At 39.9% G+C, this 22426-nt stretch carries 18 protein-coding genes and 4 pseudogenes; 13 read left to right on the top strand and 9 right to left on the bottom strand.

Annotated elements, in window-relative coordinates; translation table 11 throughout:
* Positions 1 to 5: 5 nt before the first annotated feature.
* A pseudogene (locus HGD77_RS17235) lies at positions 6 to 139 on the top strand (IS3 family transposase); the annotation flags it as partial.
* Between the two features lie 162 nt (positions 140 to 301).
* Here HGD77_RS17235 and tnpC (HGD77_RS10440) read toward each other — a convergent pair.
* From tnpC (HGD77_RS10440) to HGD77_RS10430, 3 genes are all read right to left on the bottom strand, one after another.
* Entirely contained in the window at positions 302 to 1906 is a 1605-nt protein-coding gene (gene tnpC, locus HGD77_RS10440; protein WP_005100285.1) for an IS66 family transposase, read from the bottom strand.
* Positions 1907 to 1980: 74 nt separating this feature from the next.
* The gene (gene tnpB / locus HGD77_RS10435) at positions 1981 to 2316 is read right to left on the bottom strand and encodes an IS66 family insertion sequence element accessory protein TnpB (RefSeq protein ID WP_004282310.1); all 336 of its coding nucleotides are present in this window, start codon (positions 2314 to 2316) and stop codon (positions 1981 to 1983) included.
* Positions 2313 to 2696 carry a transposase gene (locus tag HGD77_RS10430; protein WP_005100287.1) on the bottom strand — a complete coding sequence of 128 codons (384 nt, stop codon included), beginning with the start codon at positions 2694 to 2696 and terminating at the stop codon, positions 2313 to 2315. The genes tnpB (HGD77_RS10435) and HGD77_RS10430 overlap by 4 nt, the downstream gene beginning before the upstream one ends.
* 387 nt (positions 2697 to 3083) lie before the next feature.
* On the opposite strand from HGD77_RS10430, the gene HGD77_RS17230 reads away from it, so the two are divergent.
* The 6 genes and pseudogenes from HGD77_RS17230 to HGD77_RS10400 all read left to right on the top strand — a co-directional run.
* Positions 3084 to 3374 (top strand): transposase, encoded by a 291-nt coding sequence (locus tag HGD77_RS17230; protein WP_415877825.1) that lies wholly within the window; start codon positions 3084 to 3086, stop codon positions 3372 to 3374.
* 66 nt (positions 3375 to 3440) lie between these two features.
* Positions 3441 to 4360: pseudogene (locus tag HGD77_RS10420) on the top strand (IS3-like element ISAcsp5 family transposase); the annotation flags it as partial.
* 81 nt (positions 4361 to 4441) lie between these two features.
* Positions 4442 to 4825: an IS66-like element accessory protein TnpA gene (tnpA, locus tag HGD77_RS10415; protein ID WP_004646130.1), complete on the top strand. Its 384-nt coding sequence runs from the start codon at positions 4442 to 4444 to the stop codon at positions 4823 to 4825.
* Positions 4822 to 5157: an IS66 family insertion sequence element accessory protein TnpB gene (gene tnpB, locus HGD77_RS10410; RefSeq protein ID WP_159373125.1), complete on the top strand. Its 336-nt coding sequence runs from the start codon at positions 4822 to 4824 to the stop codon at positions 5155 to 5157. The genes tnpA and tnpB (HGD77_RS10410) overlap by 4 nt, the downstream gene beginning before the upstream one ends.
* A gap of 74 nt (positions 5158 to 5231) precedes the next feature.
* Complete coding sequence (gene tnpC / locus HGD77_RS10405; RefSeq protein ID WP_168730815.1) at positions 5232 to 6878, top strand: IS66 family transposase; 1647 nt, start codon at positions 5232 to 5234, stop codon at positions 6876 to 6878.
* Positions 6879 to 6886: 8 nt separating this feature from the next.
* Positions 6887 to 7132: pseudogene (locus HGD77_RS10400) on the top strand (integrase core domain-containing protein); the annotation flags it as partial.
* Between the two features lie 167 nt (positions 7133 to 7299).
* On the opposite strand, the gene HGD77_RS10395 reads toward HGD77_RS10400, so the two are convergent.
* The 5 genes from HGD77_RS10395 to HGD77_RS10375 form a co-directional block, all read right to left on the bottom strand.
* The gene (locus tag HGD77_RS10395; RefSeq protein ID WP_168730814.1) at positions 7300 to 8580 is read right to left on the bottom strand and encodes a site-specific integrase; all 1281 of its coding nucleotides are present in this window, start codon (positions 8578 to 8580) and stop codon (positions 7300 to 7302) included.
* On the bottom strand, positions 8546 to 9556 hold the full coding sequence (locus HGD77_RS10390; RefSeq protein ID WP_168730813.1) for a hypothetical protein: 1011 nt from the start codon (positions 9554 to 9556) through the stop codon (positions 8546 to 8548). Before HGD77_RS10390 ends, HGD77_RS10395 begins: the two co-directional genes overlap by 35 nt.
* A complete protein-coding gene (locus HGD77_RS10385; protein ID WP_168730812.1) occupies positions 9553 to 11583 on the bottom strand; it encodes a tyrosine-type recombinase/integrase in 2031 nt (676 codons plus the stop codon). Before HGD77_RS10385 ends, HGD77_RS10390 begins: the two co-directional genes overlap by 4 nt.
* Positions 11576 to 13654 (bottom strand): hypothetical protein, encoded by a 2079-nt coding sequence (locus HGD77_RS10380; protein WP_168730811.1) that lies wholly within the window; start codon positions 13652 to 13654, stop codon positions 11576 to 11578. Before HGD77_RS10380 ends, HGD77_RS10385 begins: the two co-directional genes overlap by 8 nt.
* 117 nt (positions 13655 to 13771) lie before the next feature.
* Positions 13772 to 14575, bottom strand: a complete 804-nt coding sequence (locus HGD77_RS10375; protein WP_168730810.1) for a deoxynucleotide monophosphate kinase — start codon at positions 14573 to 14575, stop codon at positions 13772 to 13774.
* A 168-nt stretch (positions 14576 to 14743) separates the two neighbouring features.
* Between HGD77_RS10375 and HGD77_RS10370 the strand changes: the two are divergent.
* Positions 14744 to 15055: pseudogene (locus HGD77_RS10370) on the top strand (dTMP kinase); the annotation flags it as partial.
* Between the two features lie 95 nt (positions 15056 to 15150).
* Complete coding sequence (locus tag HGD77_RS10365; RefSeq protein ID WP_004279069.1) at positions 15151 to 15567, top strand: PaaI family thioesterase; 417 nt, start codon at positions 15151 to 15153, stop codon at positions 15565 to 15567.
* Positions 15568 to 15676: 109 nt separating this feature from the next.
* Here the strand turns inward: HGD77_RS10365 and nadB are convergent, their stop codons facing one another.
* On the bottom strand, positions 15677 to 17311 hold the full coding sequence (nadB, locus tag HGD77_RS10360; RefSeq protein ID WP_167513710.1) for an L-aspartate oxidase: 1635 nt from the start codon (positions 17309 to 17311) through the stop codon (positions 15677 to 15679).
* 229 nt (positions 17312 to 17540) lie between these two features.
* Between nadB and HGD77_RS10355 the strand changes: the two genes are divergently transcribed.
* The 4 genes from HGD77_RS10355 to lepB all read left to right on the top strand — a co-directional run bounded on the left by HGD77_RS10355 (position 17541) and on the right by lepB (position 22415).
* A complete protein-coding gene (locus HGD77_RS10355; RefSeq protein WP_004279067.1) occupies positions 17541 to 18926 on the top strand; it encodes a Do family serine endopeptidase in 1386 nt (461 codons plus the stop codon).
* Positions 18927 to 19046: 120 nt separating this feature from the next.
* Positions 19047 to 19499 (top strand): acyl-CoA thioesterase, encoded by a 453-nt coding sequence (locus tag HGD77_RS10350; RefSeq protein WP_004279066.1) that lies wholly within the window; start codon positions 19047 to 19049, stop codon positions 19497 to 19499.
* A gap of 250 nt (positions 19500 to 19749) precedes the next feature.
* The gene (gene lepA / locus HGD77_RS10345) at positions 19750 to 21567 is read left to right on the top strand and encodes a translation elongation factor 4 (RefSeq protein ID WP_004279065.1); all 1818 of its coding nucleotides are present in this window, start codon (positions 19750 to 19752) and stop codon (positions 21565 to 21567) included.
* A 20-nt stretch (positions 21568 to 21587) separates the two neighbouring features.
* Positions 21588 to 22415: a signal peptidase I gene (lepB, locus tag HGD77_RS10340; RefSeq protein ID WP_004279064.1), complete on the top strand. Its 828-nt coding sequence runs from the start codon at positions 21588 to 21590 to the stop codon at positions 22413 to 22415.
* The last annotated feature ends 11 nt before the right edge of the window (positions 22416 to 22426 follow it).

The following is a 22426-nucleotide window of genomic DNA, read 5'->3' as shown; positions in this document are numbered from 1 at the left end:
AATTAAAAATAATGTATAAAACTCGAGAAATTTCCTGTACAAATGTGTTTGATTATATCGAGGTATTTTACAATCGAATCAGGCGTTAATGCCTTTCGACAGGATAAGTCCAGAAGCCTTTGAGGCAGCTTCAAAATGAGGCTGTCTCATGTCTAGGATACTGGAGTCCAAAATTTACTAATATTAAAAGCCTGGCTAACGAGTTTTATAATAACCCGATATCGAGGATAAGAAATGAATTTGAAAAACAGGGTAATTCTTTCTATCAAAAGTAAGCGTCCGCTGAACCCCATGTCTATTTTTAATTCGGTTCAGGTTTCCAGCGGTGTGGCAGTAATTCTTCTATTTGGGTCACTTTATGGGTCGGCAATCTTTTCAGCACATCACTTAAATAGGCATATGGATCCAACCCATTCAGCTTTGCTGACTGGATTAAAGTCATGATGTTTGCCGCTCGCTGACCACTACGCAGCGAACCTGCAAATAACCAGTTCTTACGTCCCAACGCCCAAGGCCGCACCTGGTTTTCCACCCAATTATTGCAAATCGGTAGATTGCCATCATCCAGATAGCGGCTTAAAGCTGGCCAACGCTTCAGAGTGTAATTGATGGCCTTGGCGGTTGGAGAACTCGATGGCACCGTCAGTTGATGCTGGTTGAGCCATTCATACAGTTGTTGCATCACTGGTTGACTATGCTGTTGTCGGTATTCGCGGCGCTGTTCTGCTGTACCATCGGTCTTTTTCCTGAGTTCTGCTTCTATGGCATACAGTTTCTGAATCAGCACTAAGGCCTGTTCAGCGACCTGACTTTTCCCGGTCACATGCAGTTCATGGAATTTACGACGCGCATGCGCCATGCAGCCCACCTCAATGACCTGGCCTGATTTAAAGCGTGCTTTATAACCACTGTAATCATCACAGACCAGATGGCCCTGCCAGTCTTTCAGGAACGCTTCAGCATGCTGGCCTGAACGACTATCCTGAAAGTCATAGATCACGGCTTGAATTGGATTATATTGGGTTGTTGCATAGGCCCAGACATAACCTTTCTTCGGTTTTTTCTCATCATCACCCATCCGCATGATGGTGACTGGTGTTTCATCGGCATGGATCACCCGCTGTTGCAGCACCACCTCTTTTAAAGCATTGGCCAGAGGCTCCAGCTCTACACCGCAGCGACCTATCCAGTCAGATAAAGTTGATCTAGAAAGCTCGATTCCCGCCCGCTGATAGATCAGACGTTGACGGTACAGCGGTAAATGATCTGCGTATTTCGAGACCAACACATGGCTAAGCAGTTCAGGACTGGCAATACCTTTATCAATCACATAGGCGGGCATCGCTTGCTGAGTCAGGGTGTCACACTGATCACAGACCCATTTGCCACGCACATGCTGTTCCTTATAGAACTGTGCCGGTCTGAAATTCAATTTTTCACTGATATCTTCGCCGATACGACGTAACTGGCAGCCACAAGCACATTGGGTTGATGTTGGTTCATGCTCGATACGGATGGTGTGTAGATGATCGGGCAGCAGTCGACGTTTAGGTTTGTTGACTGTGGCTTTCTGTGTCGCTGCATCGGTTTTATCTGCATTTAATCGTTCTAATTCTAGATCAACGGCTGCGATATCTTCTTCGACCGCTTCGTCCCATAGATGGATTTGTTTTGCGGTGAGATGTTCGTTTTTACTGCCGAATTTGTGCTTTTTAAACAGCGCCAGTTCATGCTCGTATTTTTGATTGAGAATGGAAAGATGTTGGTTGCATGCTTCAAGATGCTGAACTTTGGTATCTAATTGTTGGTTATCTTCTGCGAGTTGTTGATGCTGCATTGCCAACTGTCTGGTAAATTCCAGCAGTTGTTCATGGGTCAGTTGGCTTAAGTCAGGCAGCGTATTCATGACCGCAGTATGCCTGAGGTCATGACGCAGAGGAAATAGAACGTTTGGAGAATAGCAGAATGCACCAACCTGGTTTAGAGCATCGTCACTACCTGCTGTTGTCCAATGCGCTGCCAGGGCAAACCCTGGATCAGTGCCTGTAACTGTTCCGGGCTGAGGGCTACGCTTTCACCCTGGTGAACTTTAGCCCAGTGGAATTTTCCCTGTTCCAACCGCCGAGCACACAGCCAGATCCCCAGTCCATCATGTACCAGCACTTTCATGCGATGGCCACGTTTATTACAGAACAGGTAAGCACAATGCGGTTTGATGTAGCCAAAGGCTCTCACCACCTGAGCCATGGCCGTATCCATACCTGCACGCATGTCCATGGGCTGAGTAGACAACCAGATTTCATCGATACGGATCATGTTGTAAGTGCCTTGAGTAATTTTGCTAAAGCAGATATTTCTGATACTTGCCATTTCAAGCCAATTTCTGCTTTTGAGTGGGGTAAAGTAATTTGAACCGTTAACATGCCAGTAGAAATAGGATCTAATGGTGCAGAGCAAGATAAGGCAATAAATGCAGGTTTATTCGGTAGTAGTGAGCGATCATTCCCTGGCTTAGCATCAATTAAGCGAATCCATTTGGATACAAGATGTGTATTCAATCCATGTTGCAAAGCGACCGAAGCAATTGAAACCTCCGATGCTTTACACGCCTGAACGATCTGCTGTTTAAATTCAGCACTATATGTTCTTCGTATTATCGTAAGAGATGCGATGGATGTCTGGTTATTTGTAGTCATAAATTTAAGTTCCCACTTGTTTTTAAGTGAGGACTAAATTAAGGCTTATAGGACGAATTCATAAGGTGTGTTCAGCGGACGCTTACTATCAAAAAAGAACCGGATTATAAATACATGATCGTATTTTATCCCCTATTTAACTTATGTTCACCAAAAGTCTAGTTCATAAATAAAACACAAGATATATCTATAAAATTTAATAACTTATAAAACATTTTAATTTTCATTGAAAAATAGGTTCATGAACCTATTGGAAAATTTCAATTTTTGCAAAATAACGAGTAGAAGTGCTTCCTCAAAAGTAAGCGTCCGCTGAACACACCTTATGAATTCATCCTATAAGCCTTAATTTAGTCCCCACTTAAAAACAAGTGGGGACTAAAATTCATGACTACAAATAACCAGACATCCATCGCATCTCTTGCGAAAAAACGAAGAACATACAGTGCTGAATTTAAACAGCAGATCGTTCAGGCTTGTAAAGCACCGGACGTTTCAATTGCTTCGGTCGCTTTGCAACATGGATTGAATACAAATCTTGTATCCAAATGGATTCGCTTAATTGATGGTAAGCCAGGGAATGATCGCTCACCACTACCGAATAAACCTGCATTTATTGCCTTATCTTGCTCTGCACCATTAGATCCTACTCCTACTGATGTGGTTCTAGGATTTTAGACCACGCCTATAAGTGATAATCTACTCCCCAATAAGCATGGGAAATGCTTGTTTTTGGAGTCAACCATGACACGAAGAAAACGTCGTAATCATTCAGCAGAGTTTAAAGTTAAAGTTGCTCTCGCAGCAATTAAAGGCGACCACACACTCGCTGAACTTTCTACTCAATTCGATTTACATCAAAACCAAATCATCGATTGGAAAAATCAACTGCTTGAGCAATCAGTCAATATTTTTTCACGACCAACAGCACAACAAGAACCAGAGATTGACCTCAAAGCTCTACATGCCAAGATAGGACATCAGGCATTGCAAATTGATTTTTTAGAAGGTGCGCTCAGAAAAATAGGGCAGCTGAGCGGCAAAAAATGATCGATAAGACCCATCAACTTTCGGTACGACAACAATCGCAATTGATTCAAATCAATCGCAGTACGTTGTATTACAAGCCCAAAGAGATTTCATCAACTGATTTGAGTTGGATGCGTCTAATCGATGAAATTCATCTCGACTACCCATTTATGGGCAGTCGAATGATACGAGATATGCTACAGCGTCAAGGACATCAAATAGGTCGGCGTAAAGTCCGACGTTTAATGCGCTTGATGGGAATACATGCCTTGTATCCAAAACCCAATACCAGTAAGCCTAATCTTGCACACCGTATTTTCCCATATCTGTTGAAAAACATGGTCATCGATCACTCTAATCAAGTCTGGTGTACAGATATAACGTACATTCCTATGGCTAAAGGCTTTGTCTATCTGTGTGCAATTATAGATTGGCATAGTCGTAAAGTACTGGCTCATCGAGTATCGATCAGTATGGAAACAGACTTTTGCATAGATGCGTTGCAAGAAGCAATTGTGAAATATGGTTGTCCTGAGGTGTTTAATACAGACCAAGGCAGTCAATTCACAAGCGAGGCATTTTTGAATGAGTTAAAATTGCGAAATATCCGTATCAGTATGGATGGGAAAGGTAAGCGTCCGCTGAACACACCTTCTGAATTCATCCTATAAGCCTTAATTTAGTCCCCACTTAAAAACAAGTGGGGACTAAAATTTATGACTACAAATCACCAGACATCCATCGCATCTCTTGCGAAAAAACGAAGAACATACAGTGCTGAATTTAAACAGCAGATCGTTCAGGCTTGTAAAGCACCGGACGTTTCAATTGCTTCAGTCGCTTTGCAACATGGATTGAATACAAATCTTGTATCCAAATGGATTCGCTTAATTGATGCTAAGCCAGGGAATGATCGCTCACCACTACCGAATAAACCTGCATTTATTGCCTTATCTTGCTCTGCACCATTAGATCCTACTCCTACTGACATGTTAAAGGTTCAAATTACTTTACCCCACTCAAAAGCAGAAATTGGCTTGAAATGGCAAGTATCAGAAATATCTGCTTTAGCAGAATTACTCAAGGCACTGGCAACATGATCCGTATCGATGAAATCTGGCTTTCTACCCAACCTCTGGATATGCGAGCAGGGATGGATACTATCATGGCTCAGGTGGTGAGAGCCTTTGGCTACATCAAACCGCATTGTGCTTACCTGTTCTGTAATAAACGTGGCCATCGCATGAAAGTACTGGTGCATGATGGACTGGGGATCTGGCTGTGTGCCCGGCGGCTGGAACAGGGCAAATTTCACTGGGCTAAAGTTCACCAGGGTGAAAGCGTAGCCCTCAGCCCGGAACAGTTACAGGCACTGATCCAGGGTTTGCCTTGGCAGCGCATTGGACGACAGCAAGTGGTCACAATGCTCTAAACTAGCTTGGTCCATTCTGCTATTCTCCAAACGTTCTATTTCATTCTTCTCATGACCTCAGGCATACTGCGGTCATGAATACGCTGCCTGATTTAAGCCAACTGACCCATGAACAACTGCTGGAATTTACCAGACAGTTGGCAATGCAGCATCAGTCTCTGGCACAATCAAATCAAGAATTAGAAAAATCAAACCAACAATTAGATACCAAAGTTCAGCATCTTGAAGTATCCAATCAGCAATTAGATGCTCAAGTTCAACATCTTTCCATTCTCAATCAAAAATACGAGCATGAACTTGCGCTGTTTAAAAAGCACAAATTCGGCAGTAAAAACGAACATCTCACCGCAAAACAAATCCATCTCTGGGATGAAGCGGTCGAAGAAGATATTGCAGCCGTTGATCTGGAACTGGAACGGCTGAATGCAGATAAAACCGATGCAGCGACACACAAAGCCAAAGCAAATAAACCTAAACGTCGACTGCTGCCCGATCATCTACACACCATTCGTATTGAGCATGAACCAGCATCAACCCAATGCAGTTGTGGCTGCCAGTTACGTCGTATCGGCGAAGATATCAGTGAAAAACTGCATTTCAGACCGGCACAGTTCTATAAGGAACAGCATGTGCGTGGCAAATGGGTCTGTGATCAGTGTGACACCCTGACTCAGCAAGCGATGCCTGCCTATGTGATTGATAAAGGCATTGCTTCACCTGAACTGCTCAGCCATGTGCTGGTATCGAAGTATGCCGATCATTTACCGCTGTACCGTCAACGTCTGATCTATCAGCGGGCGGGAATCGAACTTTCTAGATCAACTTTATCTGACTGGATAGGTCGCTGCGGTGTGGAACTGGAACCTCTGGCCAATGCCTTAAAAGAGGTGGTGCTGCAACAGCGGGTGATCCATGCCGATGAAACGCCGGTCACCATCATGCGGATGGGTGATGATGAGAAAAAACCGAAGAAAGGTTATGTCTGGGCCTATGCCACTACACAGTACAATCCAGTTCAAGCGGTGATCTATGACTTTCAGGATAGCCGTTCAGGTCAGCATGCAGAAGAGTTCCTGAATGGCTGGCAGGGCCATCTGGTCTGTGATGATTACAGTGGTTATAAAGCACGCTTTAAATCAGGCGATGTCATTGAGGTGGGCTGCATGGCGCATGCGCGTCGTAAATTCCATGAACTGCATGTGACTGGGAAAAGTCAGATCGCTGAACAGGCATTACTGATGATTCAGAAACTGTATGCGATAGAAGCAGAACTCAGGAAAAAGACCGATAGTACAGCAGAACACCGCCGCGAATACCGGCAACAGCACAGCCAACCGGTGATGCAACAACTGTATGAATGGCTCAACCAACATTATCTGACGGTGCCATCGATTTCTCCAACCGCCAAGGCCATCAATTACAGTCTGAAGCGTTGGCCAGCCTTAAGCCGCTATCTGGATGATGGCAATCTACCCATTGACAATAACTGGGCAGAGAACTCAATGCGTCCCTGGGCATTGGGCCGTAAGAACTGGTTGTTTGCAGGTTCGCTGCGCAGTGGACAGCGAGCGGCAAATATCATGACTTTAATCCAGTCAGCAAAGCTGAATGGGTTGGATCCGTATGCCTATCTCAGTGATGTGCTGAAAAGGTTGCCGACACATAAAGTGACCCAAATAGAAGAATTACTGCCACACCGCTGGAAATCCGACCAAAATTAAAAAATAGGCATGGGATTCAGCGGACGCTTACTGGGAAAGGACGATGGATGGATAATGTAATGATTGAGCGTTTATGGCGCAGCGTGAAGCATGAGGAAGTCTATTTGAAGGCTTACGATACGGTTAAACAAGCGAAACAATCAATTGCTGAATATTTGGATTTTTATAACATGATACGTCCTCATTCAAGTTTGAATAAGGCAACACCGGATGAATTTTATGATCAACATTTACTAAAAGTAATGGCAGCATAATTTAAATATTTAGAGCGGATTTATCACTTATAAAACTGAATTGAGTGGTCTAATTAACGGAACCACATTAGACACCTTAATTTATCAAAGAATTTATTAAAGTGTCCAACTTGAATAACAATGGATGTTCAATTAAATGTTGATTTTGCAAACTTTAATAAGCTTCGCTATTTCATTTCATCTAACATTTCTTGAACTGTTTTTTGAGGTGAGACAAGTAATTCATGAACAGTCCTTTGATGTGCTGAATATACTAGTCTTGCCATATCGATGTAGTATTTGTAGGTGGTTTCTAAATCCTCATGTCCCATCTGATTCTTTAATGCTTCAGCAAAAGCTGCATAAAGAACCTCTGAGGAACTATCGAGAAGCTTTTCCTTAAAAAACTCAAGTGCAAACATAGTGGGCCACCAATGCCTAGCTTCATAAAATGTAATTTTTTCTCTAAAGTCTGGATAAAATTTCATTGCTCTTAATTTGGCATCATTTGAGCGTTTGGAAATCATTGTTGGCGTTATAGGTTTCCCCACTTTATTTAAAAACAAGATTGATGGTGGGCACTCAATTCCATATTTTTCTCGATATAATTTTCTTCTTTCATTGTAAAAAGGCTTGATATAAGTATTATCTAATTCTTTAAGATCTTTGATATTAATTCTGACAGTTCGAAGCTTTTTCCCTTTGCCTATTACTTCGAACCCGATGGTGGGATTATCTTTATCCATCTCAGAATATGGCATTATATGTTTATTCTCTCCATTTCCAAGGTATGGGAATTGGACAAGTTCTATAGGACGCATACCAGTGCCAAGAGACAGCTTAAACAAGGCAGAGTAGGCGGGATCAGTATAAGCATTAATCAAAGCCTTAATCTCATGATTTGTAATAAGAGACTTTGAAGAGCTCTGTCGTCTTTCTTTATCTAGAACTTTTATATTTTTCGCATCTATAACCTGTTTAGCTGTTTGTTGAATATAATTAAGCATTCTTTGATTTTTGAAATTAGCAATCCAATTCTTATGCTCTATAGATACATTAGTGATGTATCCAGAATTATGTAACCATTTGAAATAATTTAAAATAATTTTTGCATCTTCAAAAATCGTCTTTGAAGTCGGTTTATTAGACTGTTTTTGTACTCTTTTTATTTGACGATAAATTTGCCATTTTCTGATGTCACGGTTATCAGTAAGAACATGATATTTGCTGATCTCAATATCCCGGAACTTTTCATCTGTAGATAAATATGAATAAAATTGAGCTAAGATATTTGCATACCGCTTGGATGTGTTAATTGCTCTATTTGTTTCGTAGTATAGAAATAAATTAGGATGGCTAAGTAATATTTCTTTATCACCAGGAAGTATAGCTTTTAAGACAAAATGCTGACTATCATTAAGTGTATCGACGCTTTTATATTCGATCAGTATGGACTGTATTGTTATCATTAATCCCCTGATTTATTCGATATTGGCATACTTTATCAAAACCATCCTGTACTGAAGGTATAAATAGTTTATCAGCTGCCTGAAATTCAGAATTAGGGATATTTCTGAAAAAAAATTGACGTTGTGATTTAGTGATTGCCTCTGAATCTGAATGTGGAATGTAGATTTGTATTCCTGATTGGTTGTTTAGTTTTTTCAAGATTAATTTTAATTCTGATCTTGAGTGGATGGGAAGTCTGACAAATAAATGGAGGGTATCGGAATTAAATACATAATTTTGGACAAATTTATTAAAACTGCATAGATACCTTTCCATAAATATGATAACAACTACTTTTCTATTAACTGAAAGTTTATTCAATTTTGTTATTATGCGATTAATAGCACTATCTTTTTCATCTTCGAAAGTGTCAATATTGTCAGTATCTTTATAATTTTTAAAAATCGATTCAAAATTCTCTTCTAAGACTTCAAATTTAGCAGAGAAAGAGGGGATTGCAGAATTAGTACTTTGTATTATTTGTTGTTTACTTAATTCATTCTGTAAAGTATTGATCTTCTCTAGTAGTTTGTCGTTGTGTAAGCTTTGCTTCTGCAACTGTAATCTAATAGTATCTGCATCAAATGAAGTAAGATCATTGTTCATTAATGTAGTTGTCATATTATTTTTTATTTTAGCTATTTCTTTACTATGGACTTCTTCTAACCCATTAAGTTTATTCTGAAGTTCAACAATTTTTGATTGGTAGCTAGATAATAATTTGTCGGAAGAAATTTCCTCCTCACCCTTAATTAATTCACTAATAGGTTTTTCACCGTTCATATAGGGTTTCAAATCAGAATAATATCGATTAAATGATTGTCTAGATATATCTACAATTGTACAGATATCCTGTATTTTTAATTTAACACTAGGATTTTTTACATTTTCTTCAATGATAGCATTAACAAGTTTAGATCTTGTTGTTGAACTCATAATTGTACCACTTCCATTTTTAGAGCCTTTTTAACTTTGTGATGATTCATATCTAAGGTTTCTAGATGTTTTTCATTCGCTGCAAGTTTTTTACGGATCATTGCCTCTGCTTTCTGGCCAATGTTATCAGTTGACTCTAAAACACCGTGATAGAAGTTGATGTTGTCGGAGATAGCTTTCCTCGATTTTTCAAGGACAACGCAATATTGACAATCCAATTGACAATTATTCACATCAGGAGTTAAAGAAGCTCCCAAATTGTTTTTTTCTAAAAGGCATGGAAGTAGGTCATCCTTTTCTATTTCGTCACTATAAATACAATAGGAGCCTAAAGCAGATCTGTGAATAAACCAAATCTCTCCACTAGAAAGCATGTGTGATACATAATTCATAATTTGAAGTTTAAGTTGTTTTCCAACAAATTTTTCTGGAATAGAGATCATTGTATTTGCAATTCTTTCGGCTAATTTCCCTGAATAAGACTCATCTCTAATATTGCGTACTACCTCATGAAAATCCTCAGTAAAATGTACTTCAATAGCTTCTGCAATTGCATTAACCATAAAAGGATTTCTAGCTATATATTTCAGAGTCATGGCATAGCTTTCATGTCCAAACAGCATTCGGATTAAATCGATATTTTTTTCACTTCTATTAATTAATATTTCAGCTACTGTTTTTCTAAACCGATGAGTGTGAGGACTTTCGATTCCAGTAAATTGTCTAATTTCATTCGTGATGAGCTTAATTTGTCCGCTTGTGAAATTATTTAGTACTTTTCTGCTTTTGTTTGACTGAAATAAATAACCTTCCTTATTAAAATTAGATAAGCTTTTTAAATATTTAAAACAATCTATGCAGTTACCGATAAAATAAGGAATAGGCATTACTTCGGTTTCACCCTGATAATTTGGGTCATTGGTGGTTTTAAATCTTGTAATATTTATCCAATATTCATCATTTTTATCTTTGTAGGTATCGTCTAGCATGATTTGCCCAATTTCTCTTGCTCTCATTCCTACAGTAAGACCAACTAAAATAAACAAAGCATTCCTAACATGATCTAAAGCTATTGCATATTGATTTTTCCATGTATATACGTAGGGCTTACTATGGCTTTGAAGGCTAGTTTTTTGAAAACTTCTAATGCTAGACATTACATTTATTCCATCAATTGTAATGTTTGTAAGTCTTTCAAATTCTTCGTCTGGTGCCCATGAATAGAAAGGAGCATGGCTGGTATTTGATAAATCTAGGCCATCAATATAATCACGTACTTTTATCAATTCTGGTAATGCAATTTCGAGCCAGAATAATGAATACTCCATTAATTTTGAGAGTTCATCCTCAGAAAATGGCAGCCAAGTAGATAATGTACCCTGAAAATGATTAAGAACATCCTTAGATCGGTGTTTATTATCAACAGATATTGGATTTATCTTTAGTCTGTAATTCTCTGGTATGGCTTCTTGATGAGATAATGATAACCATAATCTAATGATACGAAATAGGTCACAATAATGACTTGGAGTGTCTTGATTGTTTTTTGCTCTATCGAGTGCATCGTTTAATATAGCTGGACTAATACAATCTATATCAGAAGGGTCATCTGGAGATAAATGATTATAGTGAAAAATATAGGATAGAAAGAGGTTAAAAGTTGAATTATAAGATCTAGTGGTGGCGTAACTTCTAATGTTGCCAAATGCGCAAAAATCTGGGATTACGTAATATAACAATGCACGTTTTAAGCCATTGTATTTTGTATCTTCTTTTCTGAAGTTGATTTTTACAGGGTTGCTACCAGTGGGAAATTCAAGTAACCATACATCATCTTTATATGAAGAATAGTCAGAAATAGGAAAGTCTTGATCAGGATATTCACTTAGTTTTATAGATAGTGAAATAACTGAGCTAGATATTCTCCCTCCAGTGGTTTGTAAAACATGATTGAATTCTTCACTAGCAGCCTCAGCTTGATCCTGCAGCAACGATTCAGTGGTAAAATATTCATCAAGATCAAGCATAATCATCCTCAAAAATTACTTTCAAATCATTTAAGTTTCTAGGTAACAGAGGCGCATTTTTTCTTTGGTACCGTGCGGATTGTTTAATATGATCATCATCATTCCAGTTATCTAGAATTGACTCAATAATCAATTTTTCTTCAATCAATGTTGAATCAGGCTGATATATATCGCTCATTGAATCTTCTAGATGTTGTAGTCGTTCCATTAGATAAGGAACAGATTCTTCAAAAAGGCGAATTTGTTTGCAGAAAATACAATTTTGAATTGAATAACATTTTTTTCCCTCAGGAATCTCATTTTCTGAGCCGATCCATGTTGGTTCATATTGATTAGAACACCCCCATAAAGAATTTTTTTGTCCTGGAATATGGAAAATTTTTAATCCTAGATTTGTAGTCGCACTTTGATTAGCTTGTGTTCCGATAATTCCTTTAAATTCTCGATGCCTAAGTAAAGTTACGATTTTTTCTTGTTCAATCCTTAAACGTTTTACTCTATCTTGTTTTGCTATACCAGAATTGTCGTAATATCGGTCTGTAGTATCTTTGGTCGTATGTCCTTGTATCAGTCTAATAACTGTTAAAGGAAGTTTTTTTCGTTTATTTTGCATCCACGTAATGCGAAGTCTTAAAGTAAGATCACCAATTGCTGAAATTTGCTTTCCATGTTCTTTAATTTCATGCTTGTTAATAAAATGTTTAATTGCGGTTTGAAAAGCTTTATTCTGAGATAATGAAGTATGTCTTCCTCCTTTAGAAACCCAGTCAGCCCAATATCTAAGGCATATAAATAGAGGGTTTAAATCCTCTTCTTTATGGTGCATAGGGATATAATCAAACGAATAATCCTGAAGAGGTGCTGTAATCTTTTTTGCTAATTGAATAATGTTATAGATCGAATATCTATCATCTTTGTTGCTAGGAGCTATAAACTCCTTTGAACTACTGTAGGGAAGATTAGAATCTTGGCTTCTATGTTTTTCTGAAAATATAATAGACTGGTTTTCACTCAAAGTTCCACTTAATACATGCTCATAATTGTTAGGGTCAATTGATAAAATAGTCTCTTTATTCCAGCCAGTTTGAATTGCTAGCATTAAGTAGATTGCAGCTGCATCAATCATAGATGGAAAATACATTCCTAAAAAAGCATCCCAATTGTCTATTTCAGGGTGTTTAAATTTAGATTGAGCACGAGATATACGTAATATTAATAGTTGAATAATATCCTCACACTCTCCCTTATTTATGCAAGAGTCAGCCGCATATTTGACATTAATTTCATCTAAAGTCTTATGCATTGGATAGCCGTTAACAATTAATGTTTTTAATCCTCTTGCAACATCGAAATTCCAGTGTCTTAATCCAAACCCTTGTTGTTTCCTTAGCTGTTGAATTTCTTTAGAGGTATCTATTAATTCTTTATCTCTTTCATAAATAGCTTTGAATTTATCAATCATTATAGAATTAGGCTGGTTCATTAATTCTAAAAGTTCAGGATCGATACATTTTTTTAATTTTATAGGTAGGCTTTGTACCGTAAGTTTACTAATAATTTCTTTATTGAGTATCATCTCATACCATGCGAATACACGCTCTTTAGTCATGGGTGGAGTTATGTCTAAATGAGCTTCTGATAAGGTATATGGCTCTACCTGATTAACTTTTTCAATAAAGTTTACTTTTTCGTAAAGTCGATTTATTTCTAATTTTAATGCATTAATTAAATCATTATAACAAATTTCATCTAAAGGTTCTGTTGGCTTGCTCTTGGTTTTAAAAGCAGTGACATTAGGTAATAAAGGTATTGGTATTAACATTGTATTTTGAGCAAAATCTACAATTGCTGATTTAAGCTTTGAGGGAAGCTCTAGGCTTAATTTATTTTTTTGACAATATCTTATATAGGCTCTAAAAATTTCCGAGTGTACTTTAGCAAGAGTGTCTATTTTTAGTCTGTCAGGCTGTCTCTCATTATATTTATTTATAAATTCAAAGAATGTTTCAATTGCTTGAATTAGGAGATAAGCGGATGAAGAAATTCTATCCTTAGAGTGAAAAAGGAACATTCTATGCAAATCAAAGCAAAGTTTATTATCAAGATCAAAGCCTTGAAGGTTTAAGTATCTAGCCTTTATAACATGACTAGAAGATGTTTCAACTGATCTAACCCCCGAATATTTATATCATTCACGATTAATTTTTTCCCATTCCTTTTCAACGAGTAATTCTAAATCCATTAAAGAACCATTGTTATAAATAATAGTATCCCCGTGTTTGATTTCTATTCCTTTTTCAGAAGAGTGGTTTATAACTTTTGCAGCATTATCTCGCTGAACGTGCCATATTGTGCCGTTATGAGAACGAATAAAATCAGCTTCATTCTCAAATCGAATATCTTTGATTATTACAATATTGTTTTTGCCGTAAATGGGTATTTCTTTTGACGGAAGAACCAAAGGTCTTTTAGATCTTAAAAGGTGATAATTACTAAATTCTTTGAGGGCATGATCCTGAAGAAATTCGATCATTTCATTTGGTGTCATGTCCCAGTATTTGATTTTTTTATTCAATAATGAAGGGTTCCAGGACTCTTCTTGAGTAATTCCAAAAATAGCTTGCGCTGCTAACTTAAATGGAGCTTTAGGATCAGTGAAGTCAAGTTGTGATTTATCAGGTTCATTAGTTTTATATTGGTTGAAAGCCAAATTTGCTCTTAATAACCAATGATCCGAATTTAACTCTCTAAGCCAATCTGTTCCAACTGTTTGAAAAAACTTTCTAGGTGACCATCCCCAATGAGAGATTACTTCTTCTTTTATATTATCATGCCAAGTCTCTGCATCAGTTAACCCAAATAAAATTTGGCATCCAATTTTAAGCGGGTCAGCTAAAGCATATGTGGTTACACCTTCATGTTTTAATAACATAGAAGCTACTGTGTCTTTACCTGATCTAGCTACAGCTGCAAGTCCAATGATTTGGGTCATTTTTAATTTGATTCCTAATAACTAAGCTCAATTACTATAAAACATCTCTAAGCTAGATTCTTTTAGACTTTAAAGAAGTTCATCATTTCGGTAATACTTGTATAGTTTACATTATATAGTATTAGGATATAACTACTTTTGTTTACAAATTAATATAAAGGAATATAAGATGCCAGCTTTGCCTATCAATGTGCAGGTCGGGGTCTGAGCGAAACCAAGTTGCAGTTACTGAATGACCACTTTGTCGCACGCATGCCGGACATCACGTTCTGGTTAGAAGCACCTATTGAACTGGGGATGAACCGAGCACGTGAACGTGGTGCGCTGGATCGCTTTGAACAGGAAAAAGTCACTTTCTTTGAGAAAGTGAGAGCGGGATATGAAACTTTATGGCAACGTCATCCTGAACGGATCAAACGTCTGGATGCAACTCAAACGCCTGAGCAGGTATTTGAGCAGGCCTTAAGTTATTTAAAATAAGCCGATTATTAAAATACTTTTTATTTAATTTTTCTCTAGGTTTATCTGTGAAGAATCTTCTATATTAAGGCTGATATAGAAGATTTTTTAATCATATGAAAACGACCAAAACTGAGATAGAACAATTTTTACAACAAGAATTTCCACAAAGCCTAGAGAAGTGCCGGATTGAAGCCGTTTCTCCGCGTGGAGCCACTTTGCTTTATCAGGTGAGATCAGAGGAATTGCGTCCAGGCGGCACGGTTTCTGGCCCAACCATGATGACCTTGGCGGATTTTGCTCTTTATGTTGCCATTCTGGGTGAAATTGGATTGGTCGGTTTGGCCGTGACCACTAACTTGAATATCAATTTTTTACGTAAACCTTCAGGTGGAACCGATATACGGGGAGAATGTAAGCTGATCAAGGTCGGCAAGGCACTGATCGTGGGAGAGGTCTGGATTTATTCGATAGATAATGAAGAACCTGTGGCGCATGTGACAGGAACATATTCAATTCCACCACAACGTTAATTACCTGAAAGATAGAAGACTGGCTGTAAATAGCCTAAGTTAAATTTAAGCAGATAAAAATCTAAAAAGAAAAGGAGATATCACCCAAAGATGTTATCTCCATCCACTTTTAACAATTCACCAAAGGTGTTTCCACTTCAAAATTTGGTGGGACGAGGACTGTTTTGCGTAGTTCTGGTAGCAGCTCGGGATAATCCAAGGTGAAATGCAGACCGCGAGATTCTTTGCGGTGCATGGCGCAGCGCACGATCATCTCGGACACCAACACCAGATTACGCAGCTCGATCAGATTTTTGCTGACCTGGTAATCCTGATAATACTCGGTAATTTCTTTTTTCAGCATTTCAATGCGATGTAGTGCACGTTCCAAGCGTTTGGTGGTGCGGACAATGCCCACATAGTTCCACATGGTCTGACGTAGCTCATCCCAGTTTTGCAGAATCACCACATCTTCATCCGGGTTGGTCACCTGAGAATCATCCCAAGATGGGACTGTAGGAGCTGGCTGATCGGTCTTGAAATTTTTCTGAATGTGCTTGGCCGCACTCATACCATAGACAAAACATTCTAAAAGTGAGTTACTTGCCATTCGGTTAGCACCATGCAGACCAGTATAAGAGGTTTCCCCAATCGCATAGAGTCCGGCAATATCCGTCTGACTGTTTTCATCGACCACGACGCCACCGCAGGTGTAATGGGCTGCCGGAACCACTGGAATCATGTCCTTGGTAATATCGATCCCTAGTTCAAGTAAACGGGCATACAGGGTAGGGAAATGCTCTTTGACAAAGCTTTCATCTTTATGGGTAATGTCCAGCCAGACATGACGTATACCGAGACGCTTGATTTCATAGTCGATGGCACGTGCCACGATATCACGCGGTGCGAGTTCGGCACGTTCATCAAAACGCAGCATAAAGCGTTCACCATCAGGCAGACGCAGATAAGCGCCTTCACCACGCATTGCTTCAGTAATCAGGAAAGAACGTGCTTGTGGATGATACAGGCAGGTCGGATGGAACTGGTTAAATTCCATATTTGCGACCCGGCAGCCGGCACGATAAGCCATGGCAATACCATCACCCGTAGCAATATCTGGATTTGAGGTGTAAAGATAGGCTTTCATGGCACCGCCACAGGCTAGCGCGGTAAATGGTGCCAAGAAGGTATGCACTTTTTCAGTTTTTTCATCCAGTACATATAAACCCAGCGCGCGATTATCGCCGTCTAACCCCAGCTTTTGTGAACAGATCAGGTCAATCGCAATATAATTTTCAAAAATTTTAATATTCTTTTTTTCTTGAGCGCGTTGTACCAGAGTAGTGGAAATGGCACGACCCGTGGCATCGGCCGCATGAATAATTCGGCGCTGTGAATGACCACCTTCACGGGTGAGATGTAATTGTTCCTGTTCATCGAGGGTAAATTGAACGCCATGTTTCAGCAGGAAATCAACCGAGGGTTTGCCACCTTCTACCGTCTGTTTAACCGCATCCATTTCACACAGTTGCGCACCTGCAATCATAGTGTCATCAATATGTTGTTCAATCGAATCCATTTCATCCAGTACTGCGGCCACGCCACCTTGAGCATAAAAAGTGCTGGCATCTGTCAGGGTAGATTTCGCCAACACTGCAATATTAAAATGATCTGGGAGCGATAAGGCTAAACTTAAACCGGCACCGCCACTGCCCACAATAATGACGTCAAATTGATGGGTAAGGGATAAATTAGACATGTCCATCAGCTAATTTTAAAAAAGTTTGGTAATAACAGCGCTTTTTTATACAAAAGGCAAGCGTTGAAGTGCTCATTTATTGATGAAAAAAATTAATCAAAGCCTTAACTTAATGCTTTAATAATGAGATATTGCCCAGAATAAAGTATTGAAACATATTATTACTTAAACTTTACAGTGTTTGTGATAAAACCTATTTACATAAATTTATCAATAATTTGAGTGAATAATTTATATGAAAATTCTAGACTTAAAAAAAGGATTATTTGCAGCCACTCTCACCATGAGTGCTGCACAGTTGCAGGCTGTAACGCCGGTTGATTTTTCAAATCTGGTCGAGCAGGTCAGTCCTGCAGTGGTCAGTGTCAATGTCGTTAAAAAAATGAGCGAAGAAGAGCTCTTACAACAACAAGTGCCGGAAATTCTGCGCCGCTTTTTTGGTAATCAGGTGATTATTCCGCAACAGCGTATGCCACAGGAAAAGACGGGCTATGGCAGTGCATTCTTTATCAGCAAGGATGGTTATCTGCTGACCAATCATCATGTGGTTGAGGATGCTTCCAAAGTCACCATTACCCTGAATGACCGTCGTGAAATTGATGCCACTGTTGTAGGGAGTGATGCACGAACTGACGTAGCTTTGCTTAAAGTTAATGGCTCGAATTTCCCAGAATTACGGACGGGTGATGTAGGACGCTTACGTGTTGGTGAGCCTGTACTCGCAATTGGTTCGCCATTTGGTTTTGATTATTCCGCTTCTGCCGGAATCGTTAGTGCCAAAATGCGTAATATGATGGGTGAAACTGCAGTACCTTTCATCCAGACAGATGTAGCATTGAACCCGGGTAATTCAGGGGGTCCTCTATTTAACCAGCGTGGTGAAGTGGTCGGTGTCAACTCACGGATCTTTAGTGGAACCGGTGGGTATATGGGCTTGTCCTTTTCGATTCCGATTGATGTGGCAATGGAAGTTGCAGATCAGCTGAAAAAGAATGGTAAAGTGACCCGCTCTTATCTGGGCGTGAGTTTGCAGGATATCGACCGTAATCTTGCTGAATCCTATAACCTGCCTAAGCCTGAAGGTTCCTTGGTGACTCAGGTTGCGCCAAATTCACCGGCTGCACGTGCGGGTCTGCGTGCCAGTGATGTGATCTTAAAATACAATGGTACCCCAATCTCACGTACCAGCGAGTTGTTGAACTATTTGAACCGTACTGCACCTCAGCAGCAGGTACAACTTGAAATCTTGCGTGATGATAAACGTCGTAGTATTGCAGCGACTTTAAGTGCGGCACCAGATGATACCCCAGCAAAAGCAAGCACACAGGCTCAACCCAGCAAAGGGCCAGTGATCGGGGTTTCAATTCGTGACCTCAGTCCAGCAGAGTTAGCGAGTCTGGAAATCAAAGGTGGTGTGGTGATTCAGGATGTACGTCCGGGTGGTATTGCAGCACAGGCACGAATCATGCCGAATGATGTGATCACGCAAATTAATAACCAGACAGTACTGAATTCAAATCAGTTTGTGCAAGAGGTGTCTGAACTGAAAAAGGGTAGCATCGCGCGTGTCACCTTGATTCGTCAGGGGCAGCTTGCTGTGGTCGGAATGCGTATCTCATAAGATTGCTAGATTTTCTTGAAAAACCGCTTGTAGAAGCGGTTTTTTATTTTTTGCAATTTATCCGGGCGATAAATTCGGTAGACTCTATAGCCTTAAAATCATGGAAAGGATAACAGCACAGTGAGCGGTATTTTTGATCTTGCATTAACGGTAAAAGCCAAACATATTGATGGATTGGGCCATGTGAATAATGTGGTCTATGTGCAATGGATGCAGGATGTCGCCACAGCCCATATTGAAAAGCTGGGATTGGGATTGAAGGAATATGTGGCACTGAAACATGCCATGGTGGCGGTTGAACATCAGGTGCAATATCGCAAGGCCGCTTTCGAAGGCGATGAAATTATTTTGCGAACCTGGCTCAACGATATCAACGCGCTGTATTCATTTCGACAATATGCATTCTATCGGCCACAGGATCAAACCCTGTTATTTACCGGAAGTACGCAATGGGCCTGTATTGAAATGGCCACAGGGCGCCCAAAACGCATGTCACCAACTTTTACCCAGGCTTATCAGCCACTTTCAGAACATGTAAATCCTTTTGATTTTTCAACTTTACATCTGGATTAATGAGGCAACATTTTCCAGTTTGATCAGTACACTTTGATAATATTGATGAAGAAGTGGAGTTGGGGAGCTATTTTCTAATCATGGTGATCCAGACTTCATCTGACCGATGTGTACACGACATAGGGAATAAAGGAAAAATATAATTCTTTTTCTAGATCACCATTCTGCTATAATCCTTCGCAATTTCTATTCGGCTTTTGTTATGTAATATTTTTAAATTACATAGCGCGTTTTTTTCTCAAGGTAACCCATGGCGCAAGCTAAAAAATCTGTTGATATTAAAAACATTCGTAACTTCTCGATTATTGCGCACATTGACCACGGTAAATCGACCCTAGCGGATCGCTTTATTCAAACTTGTGGCGGTTTGCAAGATCGTGAAATGCAGGCTCAAGTCCTTGACTCAATGGAGCTTGAGCGCGAACGTGGGATTACCATTAAAGCCACTTCGGTAACCTTGTACTATACGCATCCCAACGGTCAAGAGTATCAGTTGAACTTTATTGATACACCGGGACACGTCGACTTCTCGTATGAAGTCTCACGCTCCCTTGCTGCCTGTGAAGGTGCCTTGCTGGTTGTAGATGCTGCGCAGGGCGTAGAAGCACAGTCTGTTGCTAACTGCTATACCGCAATTGAACAAGGTCTGGAAGTACTTCCGGTACTGAACAAGATCGACTTGCCGCAAGCTGAACCTGAACGTGTCATTCAGGAAATTGAAGACATTATCGGGATTGAAGCCACAGAAGCGCCGACCTGTTCTGCAAAAACAGGTTTAGGTATTGAAGGTGTGCTTGAAACACTGGTCAATGTAATTCCTGCACCTGAGGGTGATCGCGAAGCGCCATTACAAGCGCTGATTGTGGATTCATGGTTTGACAACTACCTTGGTGTAGTTTCTCTGGTTCGGGTCAAGCAGGGTCGAGTGCGTAAAGGCGACAAGATGTTGATCAAATCAACTGGTCAAACGCATATTATTACTTCTGTAGGTATCTTTAACCCGAAACATACTGAAACCGGTATGCTGGAAGCGGGTGAAGTTGGTTTTGTCATTGCCGGTATCAAAGATATTTTCGGTGCGCCAGTCGGTGATACGATTACATTGGCAACCACACCTGAAGTGGCAACATTGCCGGGCTTTAAAAAGGTGAAACCACAGGTTTATGCTGGTCTATTCCCGATTGATGCCAGCGATTTTGAACCTTTCCGTGAAGCATTGCACAAGCTGCAAATCAATGACTCGGCTTTGTTCTTTGAACCTGAAAGTTCAGATGCGCTCGGTTTTGGTTTCCGCTGTGGTTTCTTGGGCATGCTGCACATGGAAATCGTACAGGAGCGTCTGGAACGCGAGTATGATCTTGACCTGATTTCTTCTGCGCCAACCGTAATTTATGAAGCGGTGATGAAGAATGGTCAGACGATTTATATCGACAGTCCATCCAAAATGCCGGATGGTTCAACGGTTGAAGATTTACGTGAACCGATTGCTGAGTGTCATATTCTGGTACCGCAAGAATACTTGGGTAACGTCATGACGTTATGTGTTGAGCGCCGTGGTGTGCAAAAAGACATGAAGTTTATGGCGAATCAGGTTTCCATTACTTTCGAAATTCCAATGGCCGAAGTGGTCATGGACTTCTTTGATAAATTGAAGTCTTGTTCACGTGGTTTTGCATCACTGGACTATAACTTTGTCCGTTTTGAAAGCTCATCTTTAGTCAAAGTAGATGTCTTGATCAATGGGGAAAAAGTCGATGCCTTGGCGATGATCTGTCACCGTAATGATGCACGTCATCGTGGTATTGCACTGGTTGAAAAAATGAAAGACCTGATTCCACGTCAAATGTTTGATGTCGCGATTCAGGCGGCAATTGGTGCGCAAATCATTGCACGTTCGACTGTAAAAGCGATGCGTAAAAACGTATTGGCGAAGTGTTATGGTGGTGACGTGTCACGTAAGAAAAAACTTCTGTCTAAACAGAAAGAAGGTAAGAAACGCATGAAACAGGTGGGTAGCGTAGAAATCCCGCAAGAAGCGTTCTTAGCTGTATTAAAAGTCGAACGCTAAAATAATAAGGATATAAGCCCATGGATTTTGATTTTAATTTGATTCTTGTTCCTGCGACCCTGTTTTTTGTCGCAGTGTGGTTGCTAGACAAGTTTGTTTTGAAGCAAAGACAAACCCGAGGCAAAGGCCATGAGAATTTCATTATCACCTGGGCTTATGACTTTTGGCCGGTACTGGCCATCGTGCTGGTATTGCGTTCGTTTTTATATGAACCTTTTAATATTCCATCCGATTCGATGGTGCCGACGCTGGAAACCGGCGATTTTATTCTGGTGAATAAATTTGACTATGGCATCAAACTGCCTATGGTCAATACCAAAATTATTGATACCGGCAGCCCGGAACGTGGTGATGTAGCGGTATTCCGTTATCCACCGCAACCGACCATCAGTTATATCAAGCGTATTGTCGGCTTGCCAGGCGATCATATTGTTTATGATCATGGCCAGTTGAGCATTAATGGTGAAAAAGTGGCGAAAGTTCCAGTAGAATTTAGCCGCGAAAAAGACCGTTTAGATACTCCAAATGCCATTTATCATAAAGAAACCTTGGGTGAGCATACCTTTACCATGCGTGAGCTGGAAGGTGTGAATGTCGCTCGTCAGGCACCTTTTATTAACTATCTGGAAAATGGTAAATATTCAGGTGAAAATGGTTTATATTGGGAAGTGAAAGTGCCAGAAGGTCATTACTTTGCGATGGGGGATAATCGCGATCAGAGTGCTGACAGTCGTTTTTGGGGGCTTGTTCCGGAAGAAAACTTAACAGGTCGTGCCTTCTATATCTGGATGCATAAAGAACCTGGCTTTAAATTGCCATCGTTTGGTCGAAACGGAACAATCGATTAATTGTTTCAATC

Origin of the sequence: Acinetobacter sp. NEB149, from assembly GCF_012516415.1 — a bacterium.
In the GTDB taxonomy this organism is placed as follows: domain Bacteria; phylum Pseudomonadota; class Gammaproteobacteria; order Pseudomonadales; family Moraxellaceae; genus Acinetobacter; species Acinetobacter lwoffii_V.
This window is presented reverse-complemented; position numbering and strand designations above follow the sequence as displayed.